At 60.5% G+C, this 23,564-nt stretch carries 17 protein-coding genes and 3 pseudogenes; 13 read left to right on the plus strand and 7 right to left on the minus strand.

Features of this window, described 5'->3' with window-relative positions; genetic code table 11:
* Positions 1-382 precede the first annotated feature (382 nt).
* Positions 383-1,279: a LysR substrate-binding domain-containing protein gene (locus I6F09_RS34890; RefSeq protein WP_225190053.1), complete on the minus strand. Its 897-nt coding sequence runs from the start codon at positions 1,277-1,279 to the stop codon at positions 383-385.
* Between the two features lie 107 nt (positions 1,280-1,386).
* Here I6F09_RS34890 and I6F09_RS34895 point away from each other — a divergent pair, with 107 nt between their 5' ends.
* The 5 genes and pseudogenes from I6F09_RS34895 (at position 1,387) to I6F09_RS34915 (ending at position 7,097) form a co-directional block, all read left to right on the plus strand.
* Positions 1,387-2,136 carry a glucose 1-dehydrogenase gene (locus tag I6F09_RS34895; protein ID WP_225145651.1) on the plus strand — a complete coding sequence of 250 codons (750 nt, stop codon included), beginning with the start codon at positions 1,387-1,389 and terminating at the stop codon, positions 2,134-2,136.
* 24 nt (positions 2,137-2,160) lie between these two features.
* Positions 2,161-3,000 carry a transketolase gene (locus I6F09_RS34900; RefSeq protein WP_225190054.1) on the plus strand — a complete coding sequence of 280 codons (840 nt, stop codon included), beginning with the start codon at positions 2,161-2,163 and terminating at the stop codon, positions 2,998-3,000.
* Positions 2,997-4,007, plus strand: coding sequence for a transketolase family protein (locus I6F09_RS34905; RefSeq protein WP_225190055.1), 1,011 nt, complete (start codon positions 2,997-2,999; stop codon positions 4,005-4,007). Before I6F09_RS34900 ends, I6F09_RS34905 begins: the two co-directional genes overlap by 4 nt.
* Before the next feature lie 175 nt (positions 4,008-4,182).
* On the plus strand, positions 4,183-5,208 hold the full coding sequence (locus I6F09_RS34910) for a TRAP transporter substrate-binding protein (RefSeq protein ID WP_225143506.1): 1,026 nt from the start codon (positions 4,183-4,185) through the stop codon (positions 5,206-5,208).
* Positions 5,205-7,097 (plus strand): annotated as a pseudogene (locus I6F09_RS34915) (TRAP transporter large permease subunit). The gene I6F09_RS34910 and the pseudogene I6F09_RS34915 overlap by 4 nt, the downstream one beginning before the upstream one ends.
* Positions 7,098-7,702: 605 nt before the next feature.
* On the opposite strand, the gene I6F09_RS34920 reads toward I6F09_RS34915, so the two are convergent.
* From I6F09_RS34920 to I6F09_RS34930, 3 genes are all read right to left on the minus strand, one after another.
* Positions 7,703-8,017, minus strand: a complete 315-nt coding sequence (locus tag I6F09_RS34920) for a hypothetical protein (protein ID WP_225190056.1) — start codon at positions 8,015-8,017, stop codon at positions 7,703-7,705.
* Between the two features lie 145 nt (positions 8,018-8,162).
* Positions 8,163-9,116, minus strand: coding sequence for a serine protease (locus I6F09_RS34925; protein ID WP_346730141.1), 954 nt, complete (start codon positions 9,114-9,116; stop codon positions 8,163-8,165).
* A gap of 74 nt (positions 9,117-9,190) precedes the next feature.
* A complete protein-coding gene (locus I6F09_RS34930) occupies positions 9,191-10,300 on the minus strand; it encodes a hypothetical protein (protein ID WP_225190057.1) in 1,110 nt (369 codons plus the stop codon).
* 130 nt (positions 10,301-10,430) lie between these two features.
* Here I6F09_RS34930 and I6F09_RS34935 point away from each other — a divergent pair, with 130 nt between their 5' ends.
* Genes I6F09_RS34935 through I6F09_RS34945 form a run of 3 tightly spaced genes read left to right on the plus strand, consistent with a single transcriptional unit; the run spans position 10,431 to position 14,268 of the window.
* Positions 10,431-12,176 (plus strand): phospholipase D-like domain-containing protein, encoded by a 1,746-nt coding sequence (locus I6F09_RS34935; protein ID WP_225190058.1) that lies wholly within the window; start codon positions 10,431-10,433, stop codon positions 12,174-12,176.
* 41 nt (positions 12,177-12,217) lie between these two features.
* Entirely contained in the window at positions 12,218-12,979 is a 762-nt protein-coding gene (locus I6F09_RS34940; RefSeq protein ID WP_225143501.1) for a hypothetical protein, read from the plus strand.
* Positions 12,980-13,011: 32 nt separating this feature from the next.
* Positions 13,012-14,268, plus strand: coding sequence for an endonuclease/exonuclease/phosphatase family protein (locus tag I6F09_RS34945; RefSeq protein WP_225190059.1), 1,257 nt, complete (start codon positions 13,012-13,014; stop codon positions 14,266-14,268).
* Positions 14,269-14,421: 153 nt separating this feature from the next.
* Here I6F09_RS34945 and I6F09_RS34950 read toward each other — a convergent pair whose 3' ends face one another.
* Entirely contained in the window at positions 14,422-15,747 is a 1,326-nt protein-coding gene (locus I6F09_RS34950) for a DUF3422 domain-containing protein (RefSeq protein ID WP_225190060.1), read from the minus strand.
* 1,098 nt (positions 15,748-16,845) lie between these two features.
* Between I6F09_RS34950 and I6F09_RS34955 the strand changes: the two are divergent.
* Positions 16,846-17,578, plus strand: a pseudogene (locus I6F09_RS34955) (IS701 family transposase); the annotation flags it as partial.
* 386 nt (positions 17,579-17,964) lie between these two features.
* Here the strand turns inward: I6F09_RS34955 and I6F09_RS34960 are convergent.
* Positions 17,965-18,420 carry a GNAT family N-acetyltransferase gene (locus tag I6F09_RS34960; RefSeq protein ID WP_225190061.1) on the minus strand — a complete coding sequence of 152 codons (456 nt, stop codon included), beginning with the start codon at positions 18,418-18,420 and terminating at the stop codon, positions 17,965-17,967.
* A 2,008-nt stretch (positions 18,421-20,428) separates the two neighbouring features.
* On the opposite strand from I6F09_RS34960, the gene I6F09_RS34965 reads away from it, so the two are divergent.
* The 4 genes and pseudogenes from I6F09_RS34965 to I6F09_RS34990 form a co-directional block, all read left to right on the plus strand.
* Positions 20,429-20,548 carry a GTP cyclohydrolase I gene (locus I6F09_RS34965; protein ID WP_249782202.1) on the plus strand — a complete coding sequence of 40 codons (120 nt, stop codon included), beginning with the start codon at positions 20,429-20,431 and terminating at the stop codon, positions 20,546-20,548.
* A gap of 383 nt (positions 20,549-20,931) precedes the next feature.
* Entirely contained in the window at positions 20,932-21,129 is a 198-nt protein-coding gene (locus I6F09_RS34975) for a hypothetical protein (RefSeq protein WP_225131124.1), read from the plus strand.
* Between the two features lie 358 nt (positions 21,130-21,487).
* Complete coding sequence (locus tag I6F09_RS34985; protein ID WP_225190063.1) at positions 21,488-21,757, plus strand: hypothetical protein; 270 nt, start codon at positions 21,488-21,490, stop codon at positions 21,755-21,757.
* 177 nt (positions 21,758-21,934) lie between these two features.
* Positions 21,935-22,234 (plus strand): annotated as a pseudogene (locus I6F09_RS34990) (7-cyano-7-deazaguanine synthase); the annotation flags it as partial.
* Positions 22,235-22,795: 561 nt separating this feature from the next.
* Here the strand turns inward: I6F09_RS34990 and istB are convergent.
* On the minus strand, positions 22,796-23,539 hold the full coding sequence (istB, locus tag I6F09_RS34995; RefSeq protein ID WP_158671197.1) for an IS21-like element helper ATPase IstB: 744 nt from the start codon (positions 23,537-23,539) through the stop codon (positions 22,796-22,798).
* Positions 23,540-23,564: the final 25 nt, after the last annotated feature.

Here is a 23,564-nt window from a genome sequence, read left to right on the forward strand (position 1 = left end):
GCAGTGCAGGTGCACCATGAAAAGGCCCGTCTGTCCGTTGCCTGATTTCGAGCGCGCGCAGCCAGGCAAGTAAGGCCCGCCTTATCGCAACCGTGCGCATCAAACTGCGGTAGGCTTCGGGGATCTGGTTGACCGCGACCCAGAGGTCGTATGCCGGCACAGCCCGGGTCGTGAGGGTGCCCATCAAGGGCCGTGAGCCAGGGTTCTAGCGGATGTACCCTCGATCGCGGCGCCCTTCTCCTCGACCAGCTTGGCGGCCCGGCGGCGTTGAGCCGTCGGGCAGACGAGGTGGTTGCACTCGTTCATGGCGCGAAAGACCGCCTGTGCGGCGTCGATCTCTCCGTCCTCAAGCGCGTCGGCGATGCTCGGCCAGACTTGGATCTTAGTGCGCGGAACCTGCGGTCCCGCCACCGAGTTGCGCCACGAGCCAATCTGCAAAGGCTCGTACCGCAGATCTCTGTCGGCTGGCCCGTGGGTAGATCAGGCGATGGCCGACGTAGCGGATATCGTTGGCGCGTCCTGCCAGTGGCGCAACCAGTCGCCCGCTCGCCAGTTCGCGTTCGGCCAAAAGGGTTGATTCCAACGCTACTCCCAATCCCTCCGCGGCCGTTGCGATTGCCAGAAAGCTGCGATCAAACCTCATGCCGTGCAGGGCGGGGGCTTCCAATCCGTTGGCGGTAAACCATTGGTGCCATTGCACCTGCTTCACGTCGGAGCGGATCAGCGTCTGATCGAGGAGATCGGCCGGCTTCCTTATCGATTTTGCGAGAGCAGGGGAGCAGAGCGGGGTGACCGTTTCCTCGGGGAGAGGAACAACCTCCACGCCCTCCGCCCGCGGCGGACCGTAGACGATATCGATGTCGAAATCATCGTTGCTGAAGCGAGCGTAGTCCGTGCTCGCAGCCAGCCGCACTTCGAGCTTCGGATAGGCGGCGAGAAATTGTGCGAGGCGTGGTGCCAGCCACTGCGCAGCAAAACTAGGTGCCGAATGGACGCGCACCAATTGCGGTCCGCGCGCGGCGACTTCCTCGAGGCCACGGCGGAGCTGATCAAATGCCGCTCCCGTGTGGCGCATCAGGTTTTCGCCGGCTGGCGTGAGCCGCACTGACCGCGCGCTGCGCTCGAACAGAACGGTCCGAAGCGTGTCCTCCAGTTTGCGGATGGCATGACTGACCGCACTCGGTGTCAGGTGAAGCTCATTCGCCGCATCGCGAAAGGATCCGGTGCGGGCGGCGGCTTCAAAGGCGCGAATTGCCGATATCGGGACATTCGACAGCATCCCATAAGTGAACCAGATTCATCGATCCGTGACAACTGTGCGTTTGTCTGTTGCGCGTCCGCGGTTCATTGGTCTTGCCAAGGAAAAAACATTAGTGGGAGGAACTGATGCTGCTCAGGGGTAAGACGGCCATCATTTCGGGCGCGGCCTCGCCGCGCGGCATCGGGCTTGCCACGGCGCGCCGGTTCGCTACCGAGGGCGCTCGGGTCGCCATTCTCGACATTGACGCGAGCGCGGCGGCGGACACCGCGGCATCGCTTGGCAAGTCCCACATTGGGCTGCGATGCGACGTCGCCGACAAATCATCCTGCGAGCAGGCCGTCGCTCGCGCGATCGAATCCTTCGGAAACATCGATATCCTCATCAACAATGCGGGCATCACCCAGCCGGTCAAGTTCCTGGATATCTCGCCGGCTGATTGGGATCGCATTCAGGACGTCAATCTGAAGGGCATTCTGTTCCTCTCCCAGGCGGTGATCCCGCACATGCGCGTGCGCAAGTCCGGATCGATCGCCTGCATGTCGTCGGTTTCGGCCCAGCGTGGAGGGGGAATTTTTGGCGGCCCGCATTATTCGGCGGCCAAGGCTGGCGTGCTCGGTCTCGCCAAGGCGATGGCCCGTGAGTTCGGCGCGGACGGCATCCGCGTCAATTGCGTAACGCCCGGCCTGATCGGCACCGATATCACCGCGGGCAAGCTGACCGACGAGATGACGGCGAAGATCCTGGAAGGCATTCCGCTCAATCGTCTTGGCACGGCAGACGACGTCGCCGGCATTTACACCTTCCTGGCCTCGGATCTCTCCGCCTACGTGACTGGTGCCGTGATCGACGTCAACGGCGGCATGCTCATCCACTGAGCCAGCAAGACAAGGTCCAGATCGATGGAAACGCTCACTAATACGCCCAAGCTGGCGGACCGCGCCTACAACATTCGCCGCAATGCGCTGCGCATGGGCGAGGTCCAGGGCCAGGGCTATATCGCACAGGCGCTGGACATCTCGGACGTTCTCGCCGTGGCCTATTTCCACGCGATGCGCTACCGGCCGGAAGATCCCTCCTGGGAAGACCGCGACCGCTTCCTATTATCAAACGGGCACTACGCCATCGCGCTCTATGCGGCTTTGATCGAGGCGGGGATTGTCCCCGAGGACGAGCTCGAAACCTATGGCAGCGACGAGAGCCGCCTGCCGATGTCGGGCATGGCCTCCTACACGCCTGGAATGGAGATGTCGGGCGGCTCGCTCGGGCTTGGGCTCAGCATCGCCGTCGGCATGGGCCTCGGGCTCAAGCGCAAGAAATCCGAGGCGCGGGTGTACACGTTGTTCTCCGATGGCGAGCTCGACGAGGGGGCGGTCTGGGAAGCTATTCAGTCGGCGGGCCATTACAGGCTCGACAATCTGATCGGCATCGTCGACGTCAACAATCAGCAGGCGGACGGTCCTTCCACGCAGGTGATGGCGTTCGAGCCGCTGGTCGAGAAGCTTCAGGCTTTCGGCTGGTTCGTGCAGCGGATCGACGGCAATGATCTCGATGCCGTCGTTGCCGCGTTCGATGCCGCCAAGTCTCATCCCGCGCCCAAGCCGCGGATGATCGTCGCCGACACGCTGATGGGCAAGGGCGTTCACTTCCTGGAGCAGCGCGAGAAGAACCATTTCATCCGCGTCGAGCAGCACGAATGGCAGCTCGCCCTGGCCGCGCTGGAAGCCGGGAGGCAGGCATGAAGACCGTCAGATCAGCACCCCAGCCGGGCAAGCCGCGCCTGACGACTTCAGCCATGATCGCTTCGATCGCGGCGGAGGGGCAAAAGACGAAACCGGCGCCGTTTGGACACGCGCTCGTCGAGCTCGCGCGCAGCCGTCCCGATGTGGTCGGCATGACGGCCGATCTTGGCAAATACACGGACCTGCACATCTTCGCGAAGGAATTTCCGGACCGCTATTACCAGATGGGCATGGCCGAACAGCTTCTGTTCGGCGCCGCTTCGGGCCTCGCCGCGGAAGGCTTCATGCCGTTCGCGACCACCTATGCCGTGTTCGCCTCGCGGCGCGCCTACGATTTCATTCACCAGACGATTGCGGAGGAAGAGCGCAACGTGAAGATCGTCTGTGCACTGCCCGGCCTGACATCGGGCTATGGCCCGAGCCATCAGGCCGCGGAGGACCTTGCGCTGTTTCGCGCCATGCCGAACATGACGGTCATCGATCCCTGCGATGCTCATGAAATCGAGCAACTGGTGCCCGCGATCGCGGCGCATCAGGGCCCGGTCTACATGCGCCTGCTGCGAGGCCAGGTGCCGGTCGTGCTGGACGAATACGACTACAAGTTCGAGCTCGGCAAGGCCAAGCTGATCCGTGACGGGAAGGATGTTCTAATCATCTCGTCCGGCATCATGACAATGCGTGCGCTCGAGGCGTTGCAAACTCTGAAGAACGACCGCGTCGATGCCGCGGTGCTCCACGTTCCGACCATCAAGCCACTCGACGCCGAGGCGATACTGCGTGAAGCCGGTAAGTCAGGCCGGCTGGTCGTCGTTGCCGAAAACCACACGACGATTGGCGGTCTCGGCGAGGCGATCGCCGCACTCCTGATGCGTTCAGGCGTCCATCCGCCTTTCCGCCAGATTGCATTGCCGGACGAATTCCTTGACGCCGGCGCACTTTCGACGCTGCACGACCGCTACGGCATTTCCACCGCCGAGGTCGCAAGGCAGATCAAGCAGTGGCTTTAGCGGACCGGCACTAAACGCCAGTCAGGCTCCGAGTGAAGAGTTCCACCCGCTGCAGATTGCGGCGGGCGAGCGATGGCTGTTGCCCGAATTTGGGCGGTCGAAGAGCCCGGACAGCTGGAAACCAGCGCAGGCCCATGCAGCCGGCACAACGTCAATACAGGATCAGGAGGAAAACATGACTGTCTCGAAGCCCGGAAGCATCAGCCGCCGTTCGCTATTAATCGCGGCGAGCGCCGTACCTCTCTGCGGGATTCTGACCCGTCCGGCCTCTGCCGCCGAGTTCGTCTACAAGTTCGCAACCGGACAGGACCCGACCCATCCGGTGAACATCCGCGCGCAAGAGGCGATCGAGCGCATCCGAGAAGCGACGAGCGGCAGGCTCGAGATCAGGCTGTTCCGGGCCAATCAGCTCGGCTCCGACACCGAACTACTGACCCAGGTTCGCAGCGGCGGCGTCGAGTTCTTCAACCTATCGTCCTCGATCCTCGCCACTCTGTTGCCGAGCGCCGGCATCGTGAACACCGGCTTCGCATTCACCGACTACGACAGCGTGTGGAAGGCGATGGACGGCGAGCTCGGCACCTACATCCGGGCGCAGATCGCCAAGACATCGATCATGGCGGTGTCGAAGGCCTGGGATAACGGCTTCCGCCAGGTGACCTCGTCCGGCCGCGAGATCCGCACCCCGGATGATCTGAAGAATTTCCAGATCCGCGTTCCGCCCGCGCCGCTGCTCACCTCGCTCTTCAAGGCGCTCGGCGCCGGGCCCACCCCGATCAACTTCAACGAGGTCTATTCCGCGCTGCAGACCAAGGTCGTCGACGGCCAGGAGAATCCGTTGCCCATCATAGCGACCGCGCGCCTCTATGAGGTGCAGAGCACGTGCAGCCTGACGGGGCATGTCTGGGACGGCTACTGGATCCTCGGCAACAAGCGCGCCTTCGAGCGCCTGCCCAAGGACGTACAGGAGATCGTGACGCGCGAGCTCGATCGCTCCGCGGTCGATCAGCGTGCCGACATCGCAAAGCTCAGCCAGTCGCTGCGCAACGATCTCTCGGCCAAGGGTCTCAAATTCATCGACGTCGATCGCGCCGCCTTCCGCCAGGCCCTGGCGAAGACCAGCTTCTACGCGGACTGGAAAGGCAAGTTCGGCGAGGAAGCATGGTCGCAACTCGAAAAAGCCGCGGGCCAATTATCATGACCAGTGTGAGTCATACGCCCCACGTCGAGGTCGGTGCGGCGGCCAGCGCGACGCAGGCTGGCCGGCGCAGTTGGGTGCTGACAGCGAACACCGTCCTCGGTCATCTCGTCGCTGTCCCGGCAGCACTGCTCGTGCTGGCGGAGATCGCGGTGCTATCCGCGGGCATCGTGGGCCGATACGTCTTCCGCTCGCCGCTTATCTGGTCTGACGAACTCGCCAGCATTCTCTTCCTCTGGCTCGCCATGCTGGGATCCGTGATTGCGTTCCAACGCGGCGAGCACATGCGCATGACCGCCATTGTCGGTGTGCTGCGTGCGGAAGTTCGCGCATTCCTGGACACGGTCGCGGCCGCAGCATCGCTGGCCTTCCTGGTGCTGGTCGTCTGGCCGGCCTATGAGTTCGCGGCCGACGAGGCCTTCGTGACGACGCCGGCCCTCGAGATCGTCAACAGCTGACGCGCGGCGGCGTTGCCGATCGGGATTGGATTGATGCTGGTCGCAGCGGTCCTCCGCCTCATCCGCATCGCGAGCCCGCGCAGCTTGCTGGCTTCCTTGGCGCTCGTTGCAGGCATCATTGCGACCTTCGTTCTGCTCGCTCCCGTCTTGAAGCCGCTCGGCAATCTGAATCTTCTGATCTTCTTCGTTTTCGTCGTCGGCGCAATGGTCTTCGCGGCCGTTCCGATCGCGTTCGCATTTGGCCTTGCGACGGTCGGCTATCTCGCCTTGACGACCAGCACGCCCGACGTGGTGATGATCGGGCGAATGGACGAGGGCATGAGCCACCTGATCCTGCTCGCCGTGCCGCTCTTCGTCTTTCTCGGCCTCCTGATCGAGATGACGGGCATGGCGCGCGCCATGGTCAGCTTCCTGGCGAGCCTGCTGGGCCACGTGCGGGGCGGGTTGCACTACGTGCTGGTCGGAGCGATGTATCTGGTCTCGGGCATTTCCGGCTCCAAGGCAGCGGACATGGCTGCGGTGGCTCCTGTGCTGTTTCCCGAGATGCGGCAGCGCGGGGCCAAACCGGGTGACCTCGTTGCGCTTCTGGCGGCAACCGGAGCGCAGACCGAAACGATCCCGCCCTCGCTAGTCCTGATCACAATCGGCTCGGTGACCGGCGTGTCGATCTCGGCGCTCTTCACTGGCGGGTTGCTCCCGGGCGTGGTGCTCGCGGTCATGCTCGCGGCCGTGGTCTGGTGGCGATATCGCCGCGAGGACCTGTCTCACGTCAAAAGGGCGAGGGCCCGGGAGATTAGCCGCGCCTTCGTCATCGCGATACCGGCCATCGCGCTGCCTTTCGTGATCCGGACCGCGGTCGTCGAAGGCGTCGCGACTGCAACGGAGGTCTCGACCATCGGCATTCTTTATTCGGCCTGCGCGGGTCTCTTCGTCTATCGCCAGTTCGACTGACGTCGCATCTATCCGATGCTGGTCGAGACAGCCTCGCTGTCAGGCGCGATTCTGCTCATCATCGGCGCGGCGACAGGCATGGCCTGGGCACTGACCCAATCGGGATTTTCTGCCTCTCTGGCCAAATTCATGACCAGCCTTCCCGGCGGGGTCCCCGTCTTCCTGGCCGTGACGATCGTGACTTTCGTGATCCTCGGCAGCGTGCTGGAGGGAATCCCGGCTATCGTCCTGTTCGGCCCGCTGCTGTTCCCGATCGCGCGGCAGGTCGGGGTGCACGACGTCCACTACGCGATGGTGGTCGTTCTCGCCATGGGCATCGGCCTGTTCGCGCCGCCGTTCGGCGTCGGTTACTATGCCGCCTGCGCCATCAGCCGCATCAACCCGGACGAGGGCATGAAGCCGATCGTGGGCTACATGATCGCGCTGCTGATCGGCACCCTGATCGTCGCAGCCGTGCCCTGGTTGTCGATCGGCTTCCTTTGACGAGCTCGGCAGGAGCCTCGCGGAAACCCGTGCCTCCTGCTCGGGCGAATTTCGGCAGGTAAAGGGGCAGGCCGTCGCAAGGCATATCGATCTGCTCGACCTGGCCCTTGCCAACCTCCGTCACCCGGAGCTTCTTGCCTCCGAGCGTGAAGGCACAGTTCGTCGGCTGAGGCCCAGTTTGCAATTGTTGCCGAATCTGCTGAAGTGAGACTTGTTGATCTTCGAGGACCGAAATGGTTGACGTGACCTGGCGCGCGCGATTTCGTTTGAAACCAGCGCCACCTTCGGGCAGCGTCAAGAGGTCATATTTCGCGACGACCGCCGGCTTCTTCGTGAAGATGATGCTCAAGGTCTCGTCGAGCTGATAATACCCTCCCAGTGTGAGAAAATCGGTGCCTGGCGGGAATGTGTAGGTGTAGCTCGCGGTTCCATTGAATTTCACGGCGACCTGAGCCGTGAATTTGGGGTTGTCGATGGCCGAGCCTGCGAGAGCCGTGGCCTGCACGGAACGATAGAGCCAATCCTTGATCGCCAGATTCTTTGTGAGCGAATGGTACGAAATCGTTTCGCACTCGCAGGGCAGGGCACTATCGAGGATAGGTTTTTCAGAGTCGAAATTGATCGACGCTTCCGGTATGGCTGCCCCTCATATCAAGGGTGACGCCGTTACCACCGCCGATGACCCAGTTCGAGAAGGGTGTCGTCGCCGTAGCGGGCACCTTCCGCGTCAAGCCGACACCAGGAACGATATCCGCTTCTGATTTTGGATTGAGTGTGACCGCGATCTTCCAGTTTCGTGCATTGAACAGTTCATGCGGCACCTCGCGGTCAAGCGTGCCGAGCGCATCCTGGAGCTCGCAGGCCGAATGGAGCATGATCTCCCCCATCGGCAGAGCCCAGTCCGGAGCAATGTCGGGCACGATGACGCATCCGCCGAGCCCGCCTGCCAGCACAAGCGCTAATCGCCGCGATCCTGTCACGTTCGTCCCCCTGCCTCGTTCGTTCCCCGCTGCATGCGAAATCGCTTCCCCTCGCGATCCTGCCTTATGCAGCTACCCGCTCGCACTATTGCAGGCCATCCCCCGCAATGCGCTCCTGCCGCAAAGTCACGTAACCGGCCCACCATCCGCGCCAGCGATCGACAGCGGGCCCACTTTCCAACCGATACGCAAAGACCGCCGAACCGCCACCGCTATCGATACTGCAGGTGATATCGTGTGCATTATTTTCGCTCTCTGCCTTCGGCACACAGGCTACAACCTTGTAGCCGGGCTCTGCAGCAAATCGGGACTGGTAGTTGCGGGAATGCGATGCCAGGGCGACGGGGTGATCGTCCTTGGTCTCTGAAACCGTGTAGCTTCTCTCAAGCTTGGCGGGGCCCAGGGGCGCTTTCGACGCCGTCCCGTCGACCGCAATGGTGGTGTTCGCGTCGACCACGAGATCGTCCTGAGCCACGCGCCAACACCGCTTGTCCTCGGCAATGTCATACAAAGGACTTGCGATTAGCTCCGACGCGGGGATGAAGTAATTCACACCGTTTACTTTGCGTGTCTCGCCGCCGAAGGTCCACTGGACAATGCCGCCTGCCGCGATACCCAACAGAAAGCCGTGATCTTCGAAAACCGGGCCCCCGCTGTTGCCCGGGTTCATCACAGTGTCCGTCTGCCACCGCAGTTCCTTGGGTGGGGAGCCGTGATTGCTGATCAGACCGCCCGACAAGCTCAGGTCCTGATTGAGCGGAAAGCCCAGTACGAGCACCGAAGTGCCCATCGGAGCCTGGGACGGTTTTAAGACAATGGGGATAGGGCAGCGCTTCCCGCCCGCGTCGGAAACGGGTGTGCTCAGCTGGAGCAGCGCTAGATCACGATCCGGATGGAGAAGAGAGGAGTGGGCGGACAAGTGCCTCGCGCCGTCTGGGCTCATGTCGAACCGCGCGACACTTTTGCTCTCGCTGCGGTCAGTCCAGGGGGGCTGGCGATTGCCAAGGAAAAGCATCCGATCGTAACCAGCTACTGACATCGAACCAACCCTTGGGACAACCCCACGAGCCAGACGTCTCTCATACGGGGGCTGACCTCCAGTATGTCGCTCTGCTACCGCCGATTCATCCGCAGGGTGCCGATCTTGAGAGGCTCCGCCGCAAGTGCGAAGGTGAGATTTTGCTGGGACTTTTTCTCGTGGCCGCGAAGCGCTTTCATGATGGATGGGTGATCCGTCGTGAAGAGAAGCTTCTCATCGAGGCACGCCTCAACTTCCTTCTTAGGCCGCTTGTCGGATACGAGGCCGAGCATCAGGATTGGGCGGATCGTCGGCTTAACATTAATGCCGGGCGAGGTAGCTCGCGCGTCACCCATGACGGGATCCGTTTCCCAATACTTATCGGGATCGAAGAAAATCATGGGGGTCACTTCGTCGAGGGTCTTCGCGTAGTAGTTCCGCTCCACGTCCTGGTAGACCTCCCGCATGGTTCCGCCGCCGCCTCGCCCATAGACGATGCCGGCACGCGAATTGTTGACGAGGGCCTCTTCCCTTAGGCTGTTCTGAAAATACTTTGCATAGTGTGTTGCGAAGGGCATAGTCGGCTCGGCACCGTAGAGCCAGGTCGGGATAGCGAGGCTGACGGGGAGAATTTCGGGCGCCTTGGCTCGCGCCTCGAGCGCTACTTTCAGCCATCTGCGTGCGTCGTCAATGGCGCCGAGCTTTTCGTCCTTGATGGTCCAGGTGTGAGTAAAAAGGTCATCCAGAATGGGCGCCTTCGGTACAGCGCTTAAAAGGCCGATCGCTTCGTCGAGCGGACCTACGCTCTCGAACGATGAAAAAGCCACGCCCAGATGAGCGGCCTCCATCACCCCCGGCCCTCCGCCCGTGACCAAGAGAAAGTGCGCGCGGGCAAGTTCGCGCGCCAAATAAGCAATGGCTTTATAGGCCGCATGGTCTCGCGGAAGACTGTGACCTCCCATCACGCCGACCAGCGGCCGTTGAACCGTTTTCAGAAAGATGCGTAGGGCATCGGCGATGGCTGCGTCGTGCGCGGCTTGCGCGGCGCGGACGGCGAGTGACGTTGGCACCGGCCCGCCGTCGGTTGCGAACTCACGGTAGATCGCAAAGTCCCGGGAGAGCGTGAAGCCCATGGGGTCCCATGGGTTGAAGCCTCCGAGCAACTCCTGAGCGGTGTACAGTTGGCTAGGCACAATGACGCCCATCGCAAAGCCTCCGGCGAAAATGACAAAAGTAATTCAGCGTGAGACGTTTCGACGGGCGTTATACACCCGCCGCACGTATTGCGCGAGCGTCGTATTCGTGCATGATGCGCCTCGAAGCGGGGGAGCGATCATGGTCGCGGCGGTGACAGTCAAAGCCTATGCTAGCCCGAGCTGCGTGCTCTTGACGTTCGATTGGAAAGACGGCGCCGAACACGAAGATTTCCTTGGGTTCGCCATCCAGCGCAATCCGGGTTATGGGCGCGACAGAAAGCCGCAATTCTTATTCAACAAGCTCGACTTTGTGCCCCTCGCGGAGGACGCCCGCCCAAAGGGAAGCGATAAGGCGCCGATCCAAAAGTTCAACTGGTGGGACGGCGGGATCAACCTAGACGATCAAGGCCAGACGTTCGAGTATACAGTTATTCCTGTGCTTGGCACCAGCCCAGGCGATCTGCAGCTCCAGGACGCGGCGGCCGGAAAAAGAACCGTGACGGTGCCAAGGCCCCTCGAAGGACAGATCGCCACCTACTTCAATCGCGCCGTCGTCAGCGCGCAGAGCTTTGCCAAGCAAAAGGACAAGCCGCTTGAGAAGCGGATGGACTGGCTGGCCAACGGCCTGCAAAACGCCATTCCTCAAATCCTCAGCGAGAGCGACGCATTTGAATGCGCCATCTATCATCTGTCGGACGACCGGTGGATCATCCCGGCTTTCGAGGCCTTCAAAGGGCGCGGCTCGATCATTTATTTCGAGAAAGCTGACGACACCAAGTCCCGCGCCGCCGCGCATCGGATCGCGGAGGCACGACCCAACATCTCGATCCATAAGCGGGATGCCATATCCAAGCTAATGCATGATAAGTTCATCATCTCCTACCGGAAAAAGCATGAGCAGGCCGTCTTGATGGGCTCGACCAACTTTACGCCTGAAGCCCAAACGATCCAGGCCAACCTCCTTCATATCATCCATTCCCGCGAACTTGCCGCGCTTTACGCCGAGCGCGCGAACGTGCTGGCCAAAAATCTCGGCAAGAAAGATATGGACCCGCCGGACTGGAACGACGTCACGGACGTCGACGGCACCGAAATGCGCGTCTTCTTTTTGCCCGAGCCCGGCGAAAGCCGAAAGTTTCTCGACACGGTGACCGAGGCGGTCAAGAACGCGAAGTCCTCCGTGCTGTTCTGCATGTACACGGCCTCCGACAAGGATCTCATGGAGGCAATCTTTGCCAAGGGAGACTCGTCGAAGCACTTGATCTACGGGCTTCTCAACAGCATCGATGATCCCGACAAGCCGACCAAAAAGGGCGAGAAGCGCAAGCTTCCGGAGATCGCCGCGACCATTTTCCATCGCTCGCAGAATAACCCGGACACACTTCCCTACGCCGCTTTTAGCGCCAATGCGCCACGCGGCTTCCTGCCCGAGCTCAAGACCATCGATACCTCACCGTTTGATGCCTCCGCCGCAAAAGGCAAAGCAAAACCGGCAAAGAAAGCCACAAAGAAGAAATCGAGTGGCCCGCCGCCTATCCACGTGCATCACAAATTCATCGTGATCGATGGGGATACGGAGACGCCCACCATTTACACGGGCTCGCCGAACTTCAGCAAGGCATCGGAAAACTCAAACGACGAGAATGTCCTTGAGATCAAGGGCAACACGCATCTGGCCCAAGCCTATGTTGCCGAGTTGATGCGCCTCTACAATCACTACCGTGCCCGCGCGATCTGGAACAAGACCCACGAAAAGACAGGCACGAAACCGAAGCCGGGCTCGGAGGCCGATCCTCTTGTCCTCAAGCAAACGCGGGATGAGTGGGTGAAAGACGCCTATAAGAAAGGCACAAAGGCCGCTCTCGCCAGGGAGCGCGGCTTATAGGGGCGCTCTGATGTTTTCGTTTCTCAGACGTTGCTTGAATTTTGTTTTTTGTACTCGAACAAACCATTTCCGATCGAACCTATTCAATTGCAATCATGGCCCAGACCCCACGATCCTCAGCCCTTCTCCGTCTTTCCAAACGCTATACCATCATCGCTGTCGCGGCCTGGACCATCGCCGGCGCTGTGATCGCCGGGGTCTGGAAGGTCTACGAGTTTCAGACCGAGCAGGCCCGGCTCCTTAGTGAATCGCTTGCGAAGCAGGCCGAAGTCATTGCCGAGCGCGACGAGGCACGCAGCCAGGCCGCGCTGACCCGAAGGATCGAGGCGCAGAAGCCCTTCTTGCAGAAGAAGCTCGATCTCTTCTTCGAGACCATTCAGCAGGCTCAGCGCCTGACAGAGTGGGAGCTCGACCCTAAAGATGAAACCTGGAAGCAGGCGACCAAGCGCTTTTGGGAATTGCGTTGGGGCGAATTGGAGATGGTAGGCGATGCCGGCGTCCGGAACGCCGCGCGGCTTGTCGGCCAGCAGATCACAGAGACGGAGGAATTTCCAAGCCGCGACAGGCACGATCTCCGTTGGGCGGTTGAGTGCTTGGCGGACGAGCTTCGCTTTGCCATCGAGCACGCGTGGGGGATCGATCGAAATGCCACGCGCGAGAGCGTGCTGCGCGGGGAGGGAGCCACCGGTAAGCTTCCCAATGGCTGTGTCGCTGGCAACCGCGATCCCATCCGCCCGGCCGGCATGCAACCCCTCAAGGCAAAGGGAAACCTTCACCAAGTACGGTCGCCCCAAACTGAATAGGGCCGGTCTGTTGCAAACGTCTGGAGCACTACATGATTCTTCGCCGATCTGTCCTGTTCGCCCTCGTCTTGTTGCTCGGCACAGCGCCGACGGCCCACGCGCGTGACATCCGAATTGCGACATGGAATCTGGGCTGGCATCTCAGCCAGGTCGAGGCGAAGGAGTGGATTCGTGATTGCGGTCAACCTTTCGCCCTCAATCCAGCGAGTGGATTGTTTGAACTCTCGACGGCAGGGGCCACCAAGCCGGGCTGGGAGCTCAAATGGGGACGAAACGCAAAGATCAAATGGGACATCGCGGCAAAGCCGCCATGCGACGTTTACCAGGCCAATTTCAAGATCGTGCCGGTGACCGAAGCCGCCTACCAAAAGCGCTCGCAGCAACTCCAGGATTTCATCCGAACGAACCTCGATCCTGACATCATCACTTTTCAGGAGGTTAGCGGCGCCACCGCCGTTCGCGAGGTTCTGCCCAACAACGGTGCTGATTACGAGATTTGTTCGTTCGACACGTTCAAGGTCCAGCGGCTCGCGATTGCTTGGAAAAAGAACCTCGGGACGGGCTCCGATTGTGGGGTCGTTGCGCCCCTATCACTCCCGGATCTAGCCGCCGTAGATCAGGTGCGCCCGGGCTTATCACTGACGCTGCAGATCGACGGCAAGCCGTTGCGTGTTATGACCGTGCATCTCAAATCCTCCTGCGTCAGCCCGCTCGAAGACCGCGGCAAGCTTGACGGCGGGGGCGATGCGTGTGCCATTCTGCAGAAACAGGTGCGCCCGTTGGAGGATTGGCTGGAAGCGAGCTCTGCCAGCATGCCGGTCGTTCTGATGGGAGACTTCAACCGCAATCTGTCGCACGAGAAAAATTCGATCGGAAAATCAGATATTCGCTCGGACGGAAGCGATCCCGCTTCCTCCCTTCCGAGTGGCGTCCTCGTTCGCAGCCTCTATGGCGAGGTCAATGATGGGGCCCCCACTTCCAGCGCCCTTTCCCATCTGGAGCCGGAATGCCCGGTCAACCCTGTCGCCAAGCAACTCTGCGAACGCTCGAAGCGTGAGCTCTTCGATCAAGAGGCCGTCAAGCCGCTGACAAAGGCCGATAGCCTTGGCTGCCGCAATCCCCTGGGCCTTGATCAGATGCTCGTGAGCGCGAGCCTTTCGATTCCAGATCCTGCCATCAAGGTTGCGATCGGGCGCTTCGGCGGGACGCGCCCGGCAGGCCAAGGCCATCCGGATCCTTTGCTGGCCATTTCAGATCATTGTCCCTCCAAAGCGACGCTTCGTTTCTAGTGCAAGGGCGACTGAGCCGATCCAAAAATGCCTCGCCCGGTTAGTCCGGGCGGGGCATTACCTTGCGCAGGAGCCGGCCGCGATCTTGCGGCAGCGTCGCACCACGATCATGCGAGCTTCGCAGGATGGACGCACTGATTCTGTTAAGGAGCGTCAGTCGCAAGCAACCGAGGGCGCGTTGTCGTGCTTGAGGTGTCGCTTTCGGACATTGTAACTCACCAGCCAGATCACGCCGACTGCGATCGGCACGAAGGCTGCGGTCAGGAACGAGGGCTCTACTCGCAGTCCGACGTCATGCGCGCCCTTGGCAAGATAGCTAAACAAGCTGACCACATAATATCCTATCGCTCCGACCGACAATCCTTCGACCGTGCACTGCAGCCGAAGTTGCTGTCTGGCGCGCTCGTTGATAGCCTGCAACAGGTCACGATGTTGTCGTTCGATTTCGACGTCGACACGGGTTCGCAACAGATCGGCGGCACGCGCGAGCTTGACCGACAGAGCCGCCTGACGATCCTCTACGGTCGCGCAGGTTCGCATTGCGGGCGCCATGCGGCGCGCCAGAAACGACGACCAGGTTGGATAACCCGAGACATCGTTGCCTTCAATGATGGACAGTCGCGATTGGACCAGCTCGTTGTAGGCTCTGCTGGCGCCGAAGCGAAACAGGCTGCCGGTCGCGCCTTTTTCGAAGCAGGCGGCCAGCGCCGTCAACTCGGCAAGCAGATGGTTGTTGAACTGCAGCCCCTCACCGCTTTGCATTTTTTCGAGCGCCTCAACAAGACGGCGGTCGATGCGATCAACGGAAGGTGCAAGCTCAAGGGCGGCCGACAGGCCAAGCAGCGCCAGTGGACGGTAGGTCTCGATCTCCAGGAGCCGTTGCACCAGCGCTCCGAGATCCTGCGACGTCAATCCGAGGTCGCAGACGAGGATTTTCGTAAAGCCTTTTTCGTCTACGCGGAAGTCTGAGGCGGCAACGCCTGCGCCGTTCTTTGTGGCAACCATGGCCAGGCTGTTTTTGTCAAAAACCTGTTCGGCGCGCCTGGTCGGCGAGGCGTCCTGCTCCACTTCTAGCCTGATCGCGACCAGCAACTGTCCGGTCTGACGCAACGCGCGGATCAGCGATCGGACGGTACCATCAACTTTGTCAAATCGGTCTGCGGCGGAAACATTTGTGTTACTCCAGATCCAGGTAAATGTTGTGAATTCCGAATGCTGCTCCCAACGTAGCGTAGCGGTCCCGATGACAATCTGATGAAGTTTCGCCGATTGCTCAGGTGGCGGAAGATTGCGCTCGAGGCAAAAATCGATAAAGCGGCAGCGATCGCTTGTGGCCGCCTCACCCTGCGCAAGAAAAGCCAAGTGGATCACGCTGAATGGCGAAACAAGGCGCGTGAAAGGGCGTGCGTGCACTTCGCCGAGCACGGCGTCGCGTTGCGGATGTTGCGTGAAGGTTCGCAGATCCAATTCATCGACCATGTATTGACATCTCTCTTCAGGGTGAGCAAGCAACCGTCAGCCGCGCGAGGCCGTGGCAAGCAGGAGCGTCTTCCGTTCCCCCGGCGGGGTGCAGACAGGCAACCTCCGGTGCGGCAACCACACTGTCGATTGACAGATCGAGGCCCAAACACGACTCCCATCTTGCTGCCGCCGCCCTGACGCGGAGAGGCGGTGCAGGATTTGGGCCAGCACTGCAGAAGGGGCACGCTTGTGTCCTTTGGCGCAATGTGGCTTTCGAAGACAGTTGGAGGCGGCTTTCAGACATGAAGCGCGCGGTTGTATTCTGACAGGATGCGTACGTGGCGCAGGCCACAGGAAATTGCCTGCTTCGCACGGTGATCGCTCGCCAGGCGGCTGAGACGCCATGCTGTGGACGGATTTGTCCATGCAGAGACCGGCGACTGACCGTGCCCGGACCAGCCGGGCAAGGCTTGGCCGATGGGCTGATAACGTCACGTCGCGTGAGGATGACGTGATCACGCAGCCGGAGCGCACGCTGTCATAGTCTTTTGAGGTGACATTCAGGGCAGTGCAAGCGCCGCGGCTCGACCGCAGTGAGACAGATACGTGGCGAATGTCGTGAGCGATCGACCGAATAGCGGCGGATCACAAGTACGGCCGACTCGACTTGGCGGGCGTATTGCTCAAGTGCGCTCGCGGAGGTTTTGATCCGTCTGTCGCCACGCGGCCGAGAGCCAATCTCGGTCAAACTCGCTCGCCGGTCTTTGCAGGACGCGAGGATCGCCACGTTCTCGTTGATGTCAGCTCTGTTTCGGATCGAGCGCACGAAGCGGCCTCTTCGATGGGTGGATCTGGCCGAAGGCCGGCTAAGCAGCCTCGATCGCCTATGGCGCAACAGCGGCGTCACAACGCTCATCCCCTGCCGGCTGCGCCGTCATTCCTCGCCAAACAAGAAAGTTCCTCCTCTGCTGTCGAGCCCCTGCGGGGTGCGCCGTCGATCACCTCCGGCCTGTCGATCACCATCGAGGCCGCAAGGTGCGGGCTCGGAAAACAGAGATCAAGGAGAACTACCATGGCGACCATCGGCACCTTCAAGACGACCGGCAACAACGAGTCCGGGCGCTCTATCTGCCAAAGGAATGGACGGACGACCCCGCTCGCCTGAAAGCCGCGCATGTCCCGAGCGATGGGCTTTGCTACGAAGCCCAAGATCGCGCGTCGAATGGTCGCTCCGCGATCGCCGCAAAGGTGCCGTTCTCGTTCGTAACGGCGGACAGCGTGTATGGCACAGGTGAGATCGAAACCCTGCTGCGCAAGGCGGGAAAAGGCTATGTTCTGGGCGTTGCTTCCAATCACGTGTTCCGTTCATGGGGCAAGCAGCAGCCGGTCGCCGGCACCGCCTCCGCGATCGCGCAGAGCCTTCCCAAGAAGTGGCCTGGCACCGCTCCGCCTCCGGCGAAGGGACCAAAGGTCCGCGCTGGCACTTGGCCGATCTCGACGCTGGTGAATACAACGACGACCTTGCCGGAGAATGGACGGGGGGTCTTCTGATCCGTCGCAACGTTACTGACGCCAGCTTGGCCTTCTCCACATGGTGCCCCAAGGGCAGGTCCATGCAGAAGCTGGTGTCGGTGGAAGGCCATCGCTGGGCTATAGAGGACAGCTTCGAAACCGCCAAGAACGAGCTCGGCCTTGACCACAACGAAAGCCGCTCCTGGCATGGCTGGCATCGCCATGTCTCACTCGTCATGCTGGCCTTCGCCATGATGGCCGTCATCCGTCATCGAGCCAACACTGGACCATCGCTCAAAAAATGCGACCGCGGCCTCGACCGAAGCATCGCTCTTGATCCGCTTGTCGATCCGGGAAATCCGCCCCATCGCCATGAAGCTTCCCCAGCGACTCATCTCGCACGCCTACGTCCTCGCATGGTCGTCCTGGCGCAGGGCTCATCAGGCCAACGCGCGCAAAGCCCATCTCAGGCAAAAATTGCAACTGTAATGCTAGTTAGGGCACCCGACGGAACACAGCAAGACCGAGTCGTCGTTCTCAGGGGGCAAATACAGCAGTGCCATTAGCCCACTACAAAAATAAAAAACATAAGTCCAGAACGCACAGACAATTACGCGTTCCGGTCAATCAACCGGCCCTAACGAAGAACATTGGGTTCCAAGCTAGATTGATCCGCTCAGCTTCTTGGTCATCCAGGGACGACTCTAAGTTGACCCCACCGGCTCATATCATGCGGCAAAGCCGGGGGCCGACTTCCTCGAAGCCGTTGCGCAGATAGAAGTCGAGGGTGCGCTTCCATTTCGGCTGCCACGGTGCTCCGACCTCCAGCCGCTTCCATCCTCGCGCGCGTCCTTCGGACAGAGCGACCGCGATCAGATGAGGCGCAATGCCCTGCGATCTCATGTCGGGGCGAACATAGAGCTCCGAGATTTCTCCGAACTTGCCGCCCGCGTAGATCGCAGTGCATTCGTTTAGAACCATGACGCCAACCGGCTCGTTGTCTCCGCAAGCGATCACCGCGACGACGCTGACATCCGCAAGAACTGCCGCCGCGCTTTGCGTGACGATTTCGATCCCCGGGGCCATCCGGCCCAAGAGCTCGACTTGGAGAGCATAAACGAAGCCGGCGACGGTTCCGGCATCTGTGACTTCAGCGCGGCGTGTGGATACGACCGGCATCTTTCTTTCTGCTCCGCATCGGAATTGAATCACTCTGTGCCACGAGCGTCAGCGTGACATTTGTGATCCGCTAGACAGACAAGGCTAGCTGAGATTCCCGAACACCTCGAACCAGAGCCGATTGGAGCACTTTCCAATCAGCTGATCTCTGCTGTGGGTCTTGGTTGTATGAAAACGCCTGATGACCCGCGATTTCGGCTGTCAATCAGCGTCCACAACTGAATTTCGATCCAACCGATGGCTTTCACGTCGCAGGGTTTCATCACGAAGCTAAAGCGCGCCTCTCCAAGATAGGATCATGATCATCGCGAACTTCATTGTCGAAACGGTCCTTCAAGCGGCTGCTGACCTTGTGCCGACAATCCAATGAGACGATCACGCATTCCAGGTCAAAAGGCCGATGGATGTCGTCACCTAGAAGGAAACCGTTCAGAGGTGTATGCACCCCACCGCATTTTGACTCTCGGGAACCGAGCTCAATCGCTCTGTGACGGCAGTCTATGGATATTGGCCATCTCCTTCCTCGATGCTGAATCCTTTACCAGTCACGATGTTTGGAGACCAGCTCTCTGGAATGGTAGCCATGGATCCCTCCCGCCAGAAGGATCGCTGGGTTAGGATTCGACAGCCAATGACAGGATCCTCTCGGTCGTCGAGAGCGATCGGGTCGAGACGATAACTCCACTCCTTAGCTCCGCGGCAAAGTCGATTTGCACCGGAACCGCCTCGCTTGGTGCGCTCTTGCTACAAAACAAGGCCCGCGCGCAGGTTCGCAGCACGCGTCGGGGAGTTGCCGTCAGCCAGTACGCCGCGCCGATCAAGAGTTGCTCGATCGTGTTGAGATTTTCGACGATGAACTCGGCTTGCCGGTCGGGCCGCCTTGACACCGACATCCTCGGCGGGATGTACCGCGTCCACAAAGAAGCGGTCAGGCCACGAGCTGCTGGAGTGTTGCAATCTCTTCCTGTCGCTCGCGGAAGGAGGGCTCGCGGACCAGGTCCAGGCGCTGCTAGTCGGTACATCTTCTTCGGCTGCGGAGCCTCGCCATTGCCCGTTCGTATCTAGCTTCACTGGTGCCCGAACCCGGGAGACCACGTCGCTTGGCTTGGTCAGGCGATGAGCGCGTTGCTTGCCGCGGCTTCATGCTGCCATGAGTTTCGCGAGCCGCGTCAACGCTTCGCGCTCATTGGTGGCGATTCACGTGCGCAATTTGACCTCGTCAAATGTCCAAGCCTTGAATAGCTTTGCCGGGCCAGGAATTTCGCCCCGAGCTGCCGCTGCCTGTATAGCTCTCTTGTTCTCGCCTGTTATTTGGGCGACATCTTCGACCTTGACGCGGTCGGATGTCCCGTTCATCGGTTCTTCGCGCCAATCACGGGGCCGATTAACTGTCTGATGACTTCGGGGCGGGTAAGATTTGGTTGCTTTTGCTGGCGCTTCAATCGTGTCCGCTTGTCGGCGTGTATGTCTGAATCCCGACACGAAGTCGCAAATGATCGGCCGTCGCGGCACGATGCATTGATTTTCTCTTCCTCAAGCAAGTCTCGCACAGATACTTTTGCGGCATGCTGATTGCAGGGAGACGATAAAGGACCGTTTCGGCAATAGTGGTCTCTCGGTCAACGACGCAGGAGAGATGAAAGTTCTCGATCGTATGCAAATTGATACTAAAAACTGCCCCGGGTAAGGCACCTCCCCAATTGAAGCGCTTTGTTCAGCGCGTGTCGACCGCAGATCATGTCGTTCACGCAAACTAGCGAAGCTGCACAGGAGTTCTGATGAGCTCTACGCAAGCAATTCGTGAACGCCTGCGCGACGCCGGCGCGTCGTTTGCGGCAAACGACAATATCGCAGAATATCTGCTGCCTGGTGACATTGATGTGATCCAAGCCGAGGTCGAGCAGCACGTGCACGCTGTGCTTGAGGCCATGGTTATCGACACCAGCCGCGACCACAACACCAAAGCGACCGCGAAGCGCGCAAATTTGTGCGCCTTGCCAACTGGATCATGTCGCGCCCGCACATCCAGGAGGAGGCCGCTGTTATGCTGGCGGACGAACTGGAACGCCGTATCCTGCCGAAGGGATTGGCCGTCATCGTTAGGGCGCAGCACCAATGCATGATCTAGCGTGGTGTTCGCGAGACTGACACCATCATGATAACCAGCATCATGCGCGTGCTTTCCGCGACGACAAAATATCGCGCAGCGAATTTATGGCACTGATCAAGGATCAACCGTGACCTACCTATCGACGAAGACATACGGTCATGAAACCGGACTATCCGCTACATTTCGCCAGTGGCGCGCGCTGTCACACTGTCGTCTGCTGCACGGTTACTCGTTGTCATTTCGCTTCGAGTTCGAGGCCGACACCCTAGACGACAAGAATTGGGTCGTTGATTTTGGCGGCCTCAAAGAGCTGAAAGCGATCCTCGAACACACGTTTGACCATAAGACCGTCGTAGCTGCGGACGATCCGGAGCTTGAATGGTTCCAGGAAGCGGCGCGGCGTGGCGGATATCGTTGTGCTACCTGCTGTCGGCTGCGAAAAGTTTGCCGAGCACGTCTACGGCATCGCGAGCAAGTGGCTGCTGACAGAGCGACTTGCTCCGCGTTGCCGGCTTGCATCTGTCGAAGTCAAAGAGCACGGTGCGAACAGCGCGATCTATCGGGGAACGAGCCGTGCTGCCGGTCAACGAGATCTTTGAAAGTATCCAGAGCGAAGCCTGCAAGAGCGGCACGCCGTCAGTGTTCCTGCGGCTACAGGCCTGCCCAGTTGGTTGCCTCTGGTGCGACAGCAAGCGCAGATGGAAGGCAGATCCAGCATGTCAAGTGCCGATAGCCGAGATCACGGCCAAGATCGAGGACGCCACCCGGGGCTAGGATGTCGCCGGAGGAAATATTGCTCGCCGTGCAGGGGTTTAGGGCTCGGCATGTCGTGATCACGGGTGGCGAGCCCGCAGCGTACGACTTTCAGCCATTGACGACGCTACTTATCAAGTCTGGCTTCTCGGTGCAGGTGAAGACATCGGGACCCATGCCATTCAGGTGCACCCCTGCACGTGGGTGACCATCAGCCCGAAAGTTGGCACGCCCGGCGGGCTCGTTGTTTTGGATGAACCGCTGCGGCGTGGCAACGAGATCAAACATTGCGTGGGCAAGCCTGCCGATATCGAGAAGCTCCTGGCCCTCAACATCCCTCGTGAGTTCATGCCGATAATATGGCTGCAGCCCTTGAGCCAAAGCCGGAAGGCGACGAAGCTTTGCATTCAGGAGGCGACTGCGTGCGACTGGCGTGTCAGCATTCAGACGCACAAGTTGCTCGGCGTGGGGTAAGCAACCCTGCGCGTCAAAGCGTTCTGCGGCTTCACCTTAGAGACGATCATGAATTGCGTCCTCTAAGTCTGAACTCAATGAAGGGAAAGCGGCATTCATCGCAGGCTTCTTTGCCGTTGTTCGCCATTGCCAAGCGGGCCTGATTTGAACTCTTCACATTCTAAGCGAATCCTCTCAATGACCGATTTCACATCCGAAGCCGCGCTGGTTCTATTTTCTGAGCGGTCAGGATTCCGCCACCTGCCTCGCTTGGGCGCTGTCGCGCTTTGCCCGGGTTGAGACCGTCGGCTTTGCCTATGGACAACGCCATGCGATCGAGCTGGCCTGCTGCGATCAGTTGCTGAACGGACTGAAGAAGCTGGCGTAGACTGGGCGAGCAAGCTCGGCGACAACCATACGCTTGAGATCCCCACACTGGCTGCGATATCAAAGACCGCACTGACCGGCGAGGTCGCGATCGAGATAGGCGCGGACGGGATGGCCGCGGCGCGACAGTTGAAGAATGAGACTGTCCGCAATTTCTGCCTGAACGAATTTGAGCGCTTTTCGTTCGGCTACCGAGCCGACGGCACTGCGCCGATCCAAAACAAGGTAGGCGCCGGTGTTTAATCGCCTCCTGGCCGCTCCCGCGCACGATCTCCACGTCGGCAGATCATGGATGAGGGCAGGGTGTTGCTCGTAAACCTGTCAAAGGGGCGGATCGGCGAGGACAGCTCGTCCCTTCTTGGCGGCTTGCTTGTGACGACGCTCGGACTTGCCGCTTTCAGTCGGGCTGAATTGCCGGCGTGCGGATTCCGACGAAGTCGCCCAGGCGTACCGATATGAAGTCGCCCGTGGATTCCGAGACGATGTCGCCCACCTTTCCGATTTGATCTCGCCCAGCGGCGAGGCGTTCTGGCCGGCTGGTTCTCTGGCATCGGTCAAGCCGCCCGGTCAATCTGGAATCGCGACTTCAACCTTTTTTCTTCTTCTGCGGTTGCTGTGGGCATGTGGGCAACGCGATTGCGTTGTCCAAGCGCAGCGGCATGTCCACAGCGCTCAGGTCTTTCGGGCGGATTGCCGGGTTCGGCGCAGGCTCTCACCGGTGAGGTCGAGCCGATGGGCATTGTGGACGAGGCGATCGAGCACGGCGTCGGCATAGGTGGGATCTCCAATGAGCAGATGCCACTGGTCCACGGGGAGCTGGCTGGTGACGATGGTGGAGCGATGACCGTAGCGATCTTCGAGGATTTCCAGGAGGTCGTGACGGGCGCCGGCATCGAGCGGCTCGAGCCCCCAATCATCGAGGATCAGCAGATCGACACGGCCAAGGCTGCGCAACAGGCGTGGGTGACGACCGTCGCCGCGGGCGAGCGCCAGATCATCGAACAGGCGCGGGACGCGCTGATAGAGCACGGAGCGATTGTCGCGACAGGCCTTGTGGCCGAGCGCCGAGGCGAGCCAACTCTTGCCGACGCCTGCCGGGCCGCAGATCAGGAGATTGACGTGGTCGTCGATCCAACGGCCCTCGACAAGCTTGGCGAACAGCGGGCGGTCGAGACCGCGCGGGGTGCGATAGTCGATGTCCTCGACGCATGCCTGCTGGCGCAGCTTGGCGTAGCGCAGGCGAGTGGCGAGCCGTTTGTCGTGCCGCAGCGAGGCTTCACGTTCGAGCAGCAGAGCAAGCCATTCGGCGTGACTGAGGCTGCCAGCCTCACCGGCGGCTTCAATGTCGGCGAAGGCCTTGGCCATGCCGTGGAGGCCGAGGGCGTTGAGGCGGTCGAGGGTCGGATGGGTGAGCAAGGGACGGTCTCCTAATTGTAGTAGC

It is taken from the genome of Bradyrhizobium sp. IC3195 (genome assembly GCF_020193585.1).
GTDB classification, from domain to species: Bacteria; Pseudomonadota; Alphaproteobacteria; order Rhizobiales; family Xanthobacteraceae; genus Bradyrhizobium; species Bradyrhizobium yuanmingense.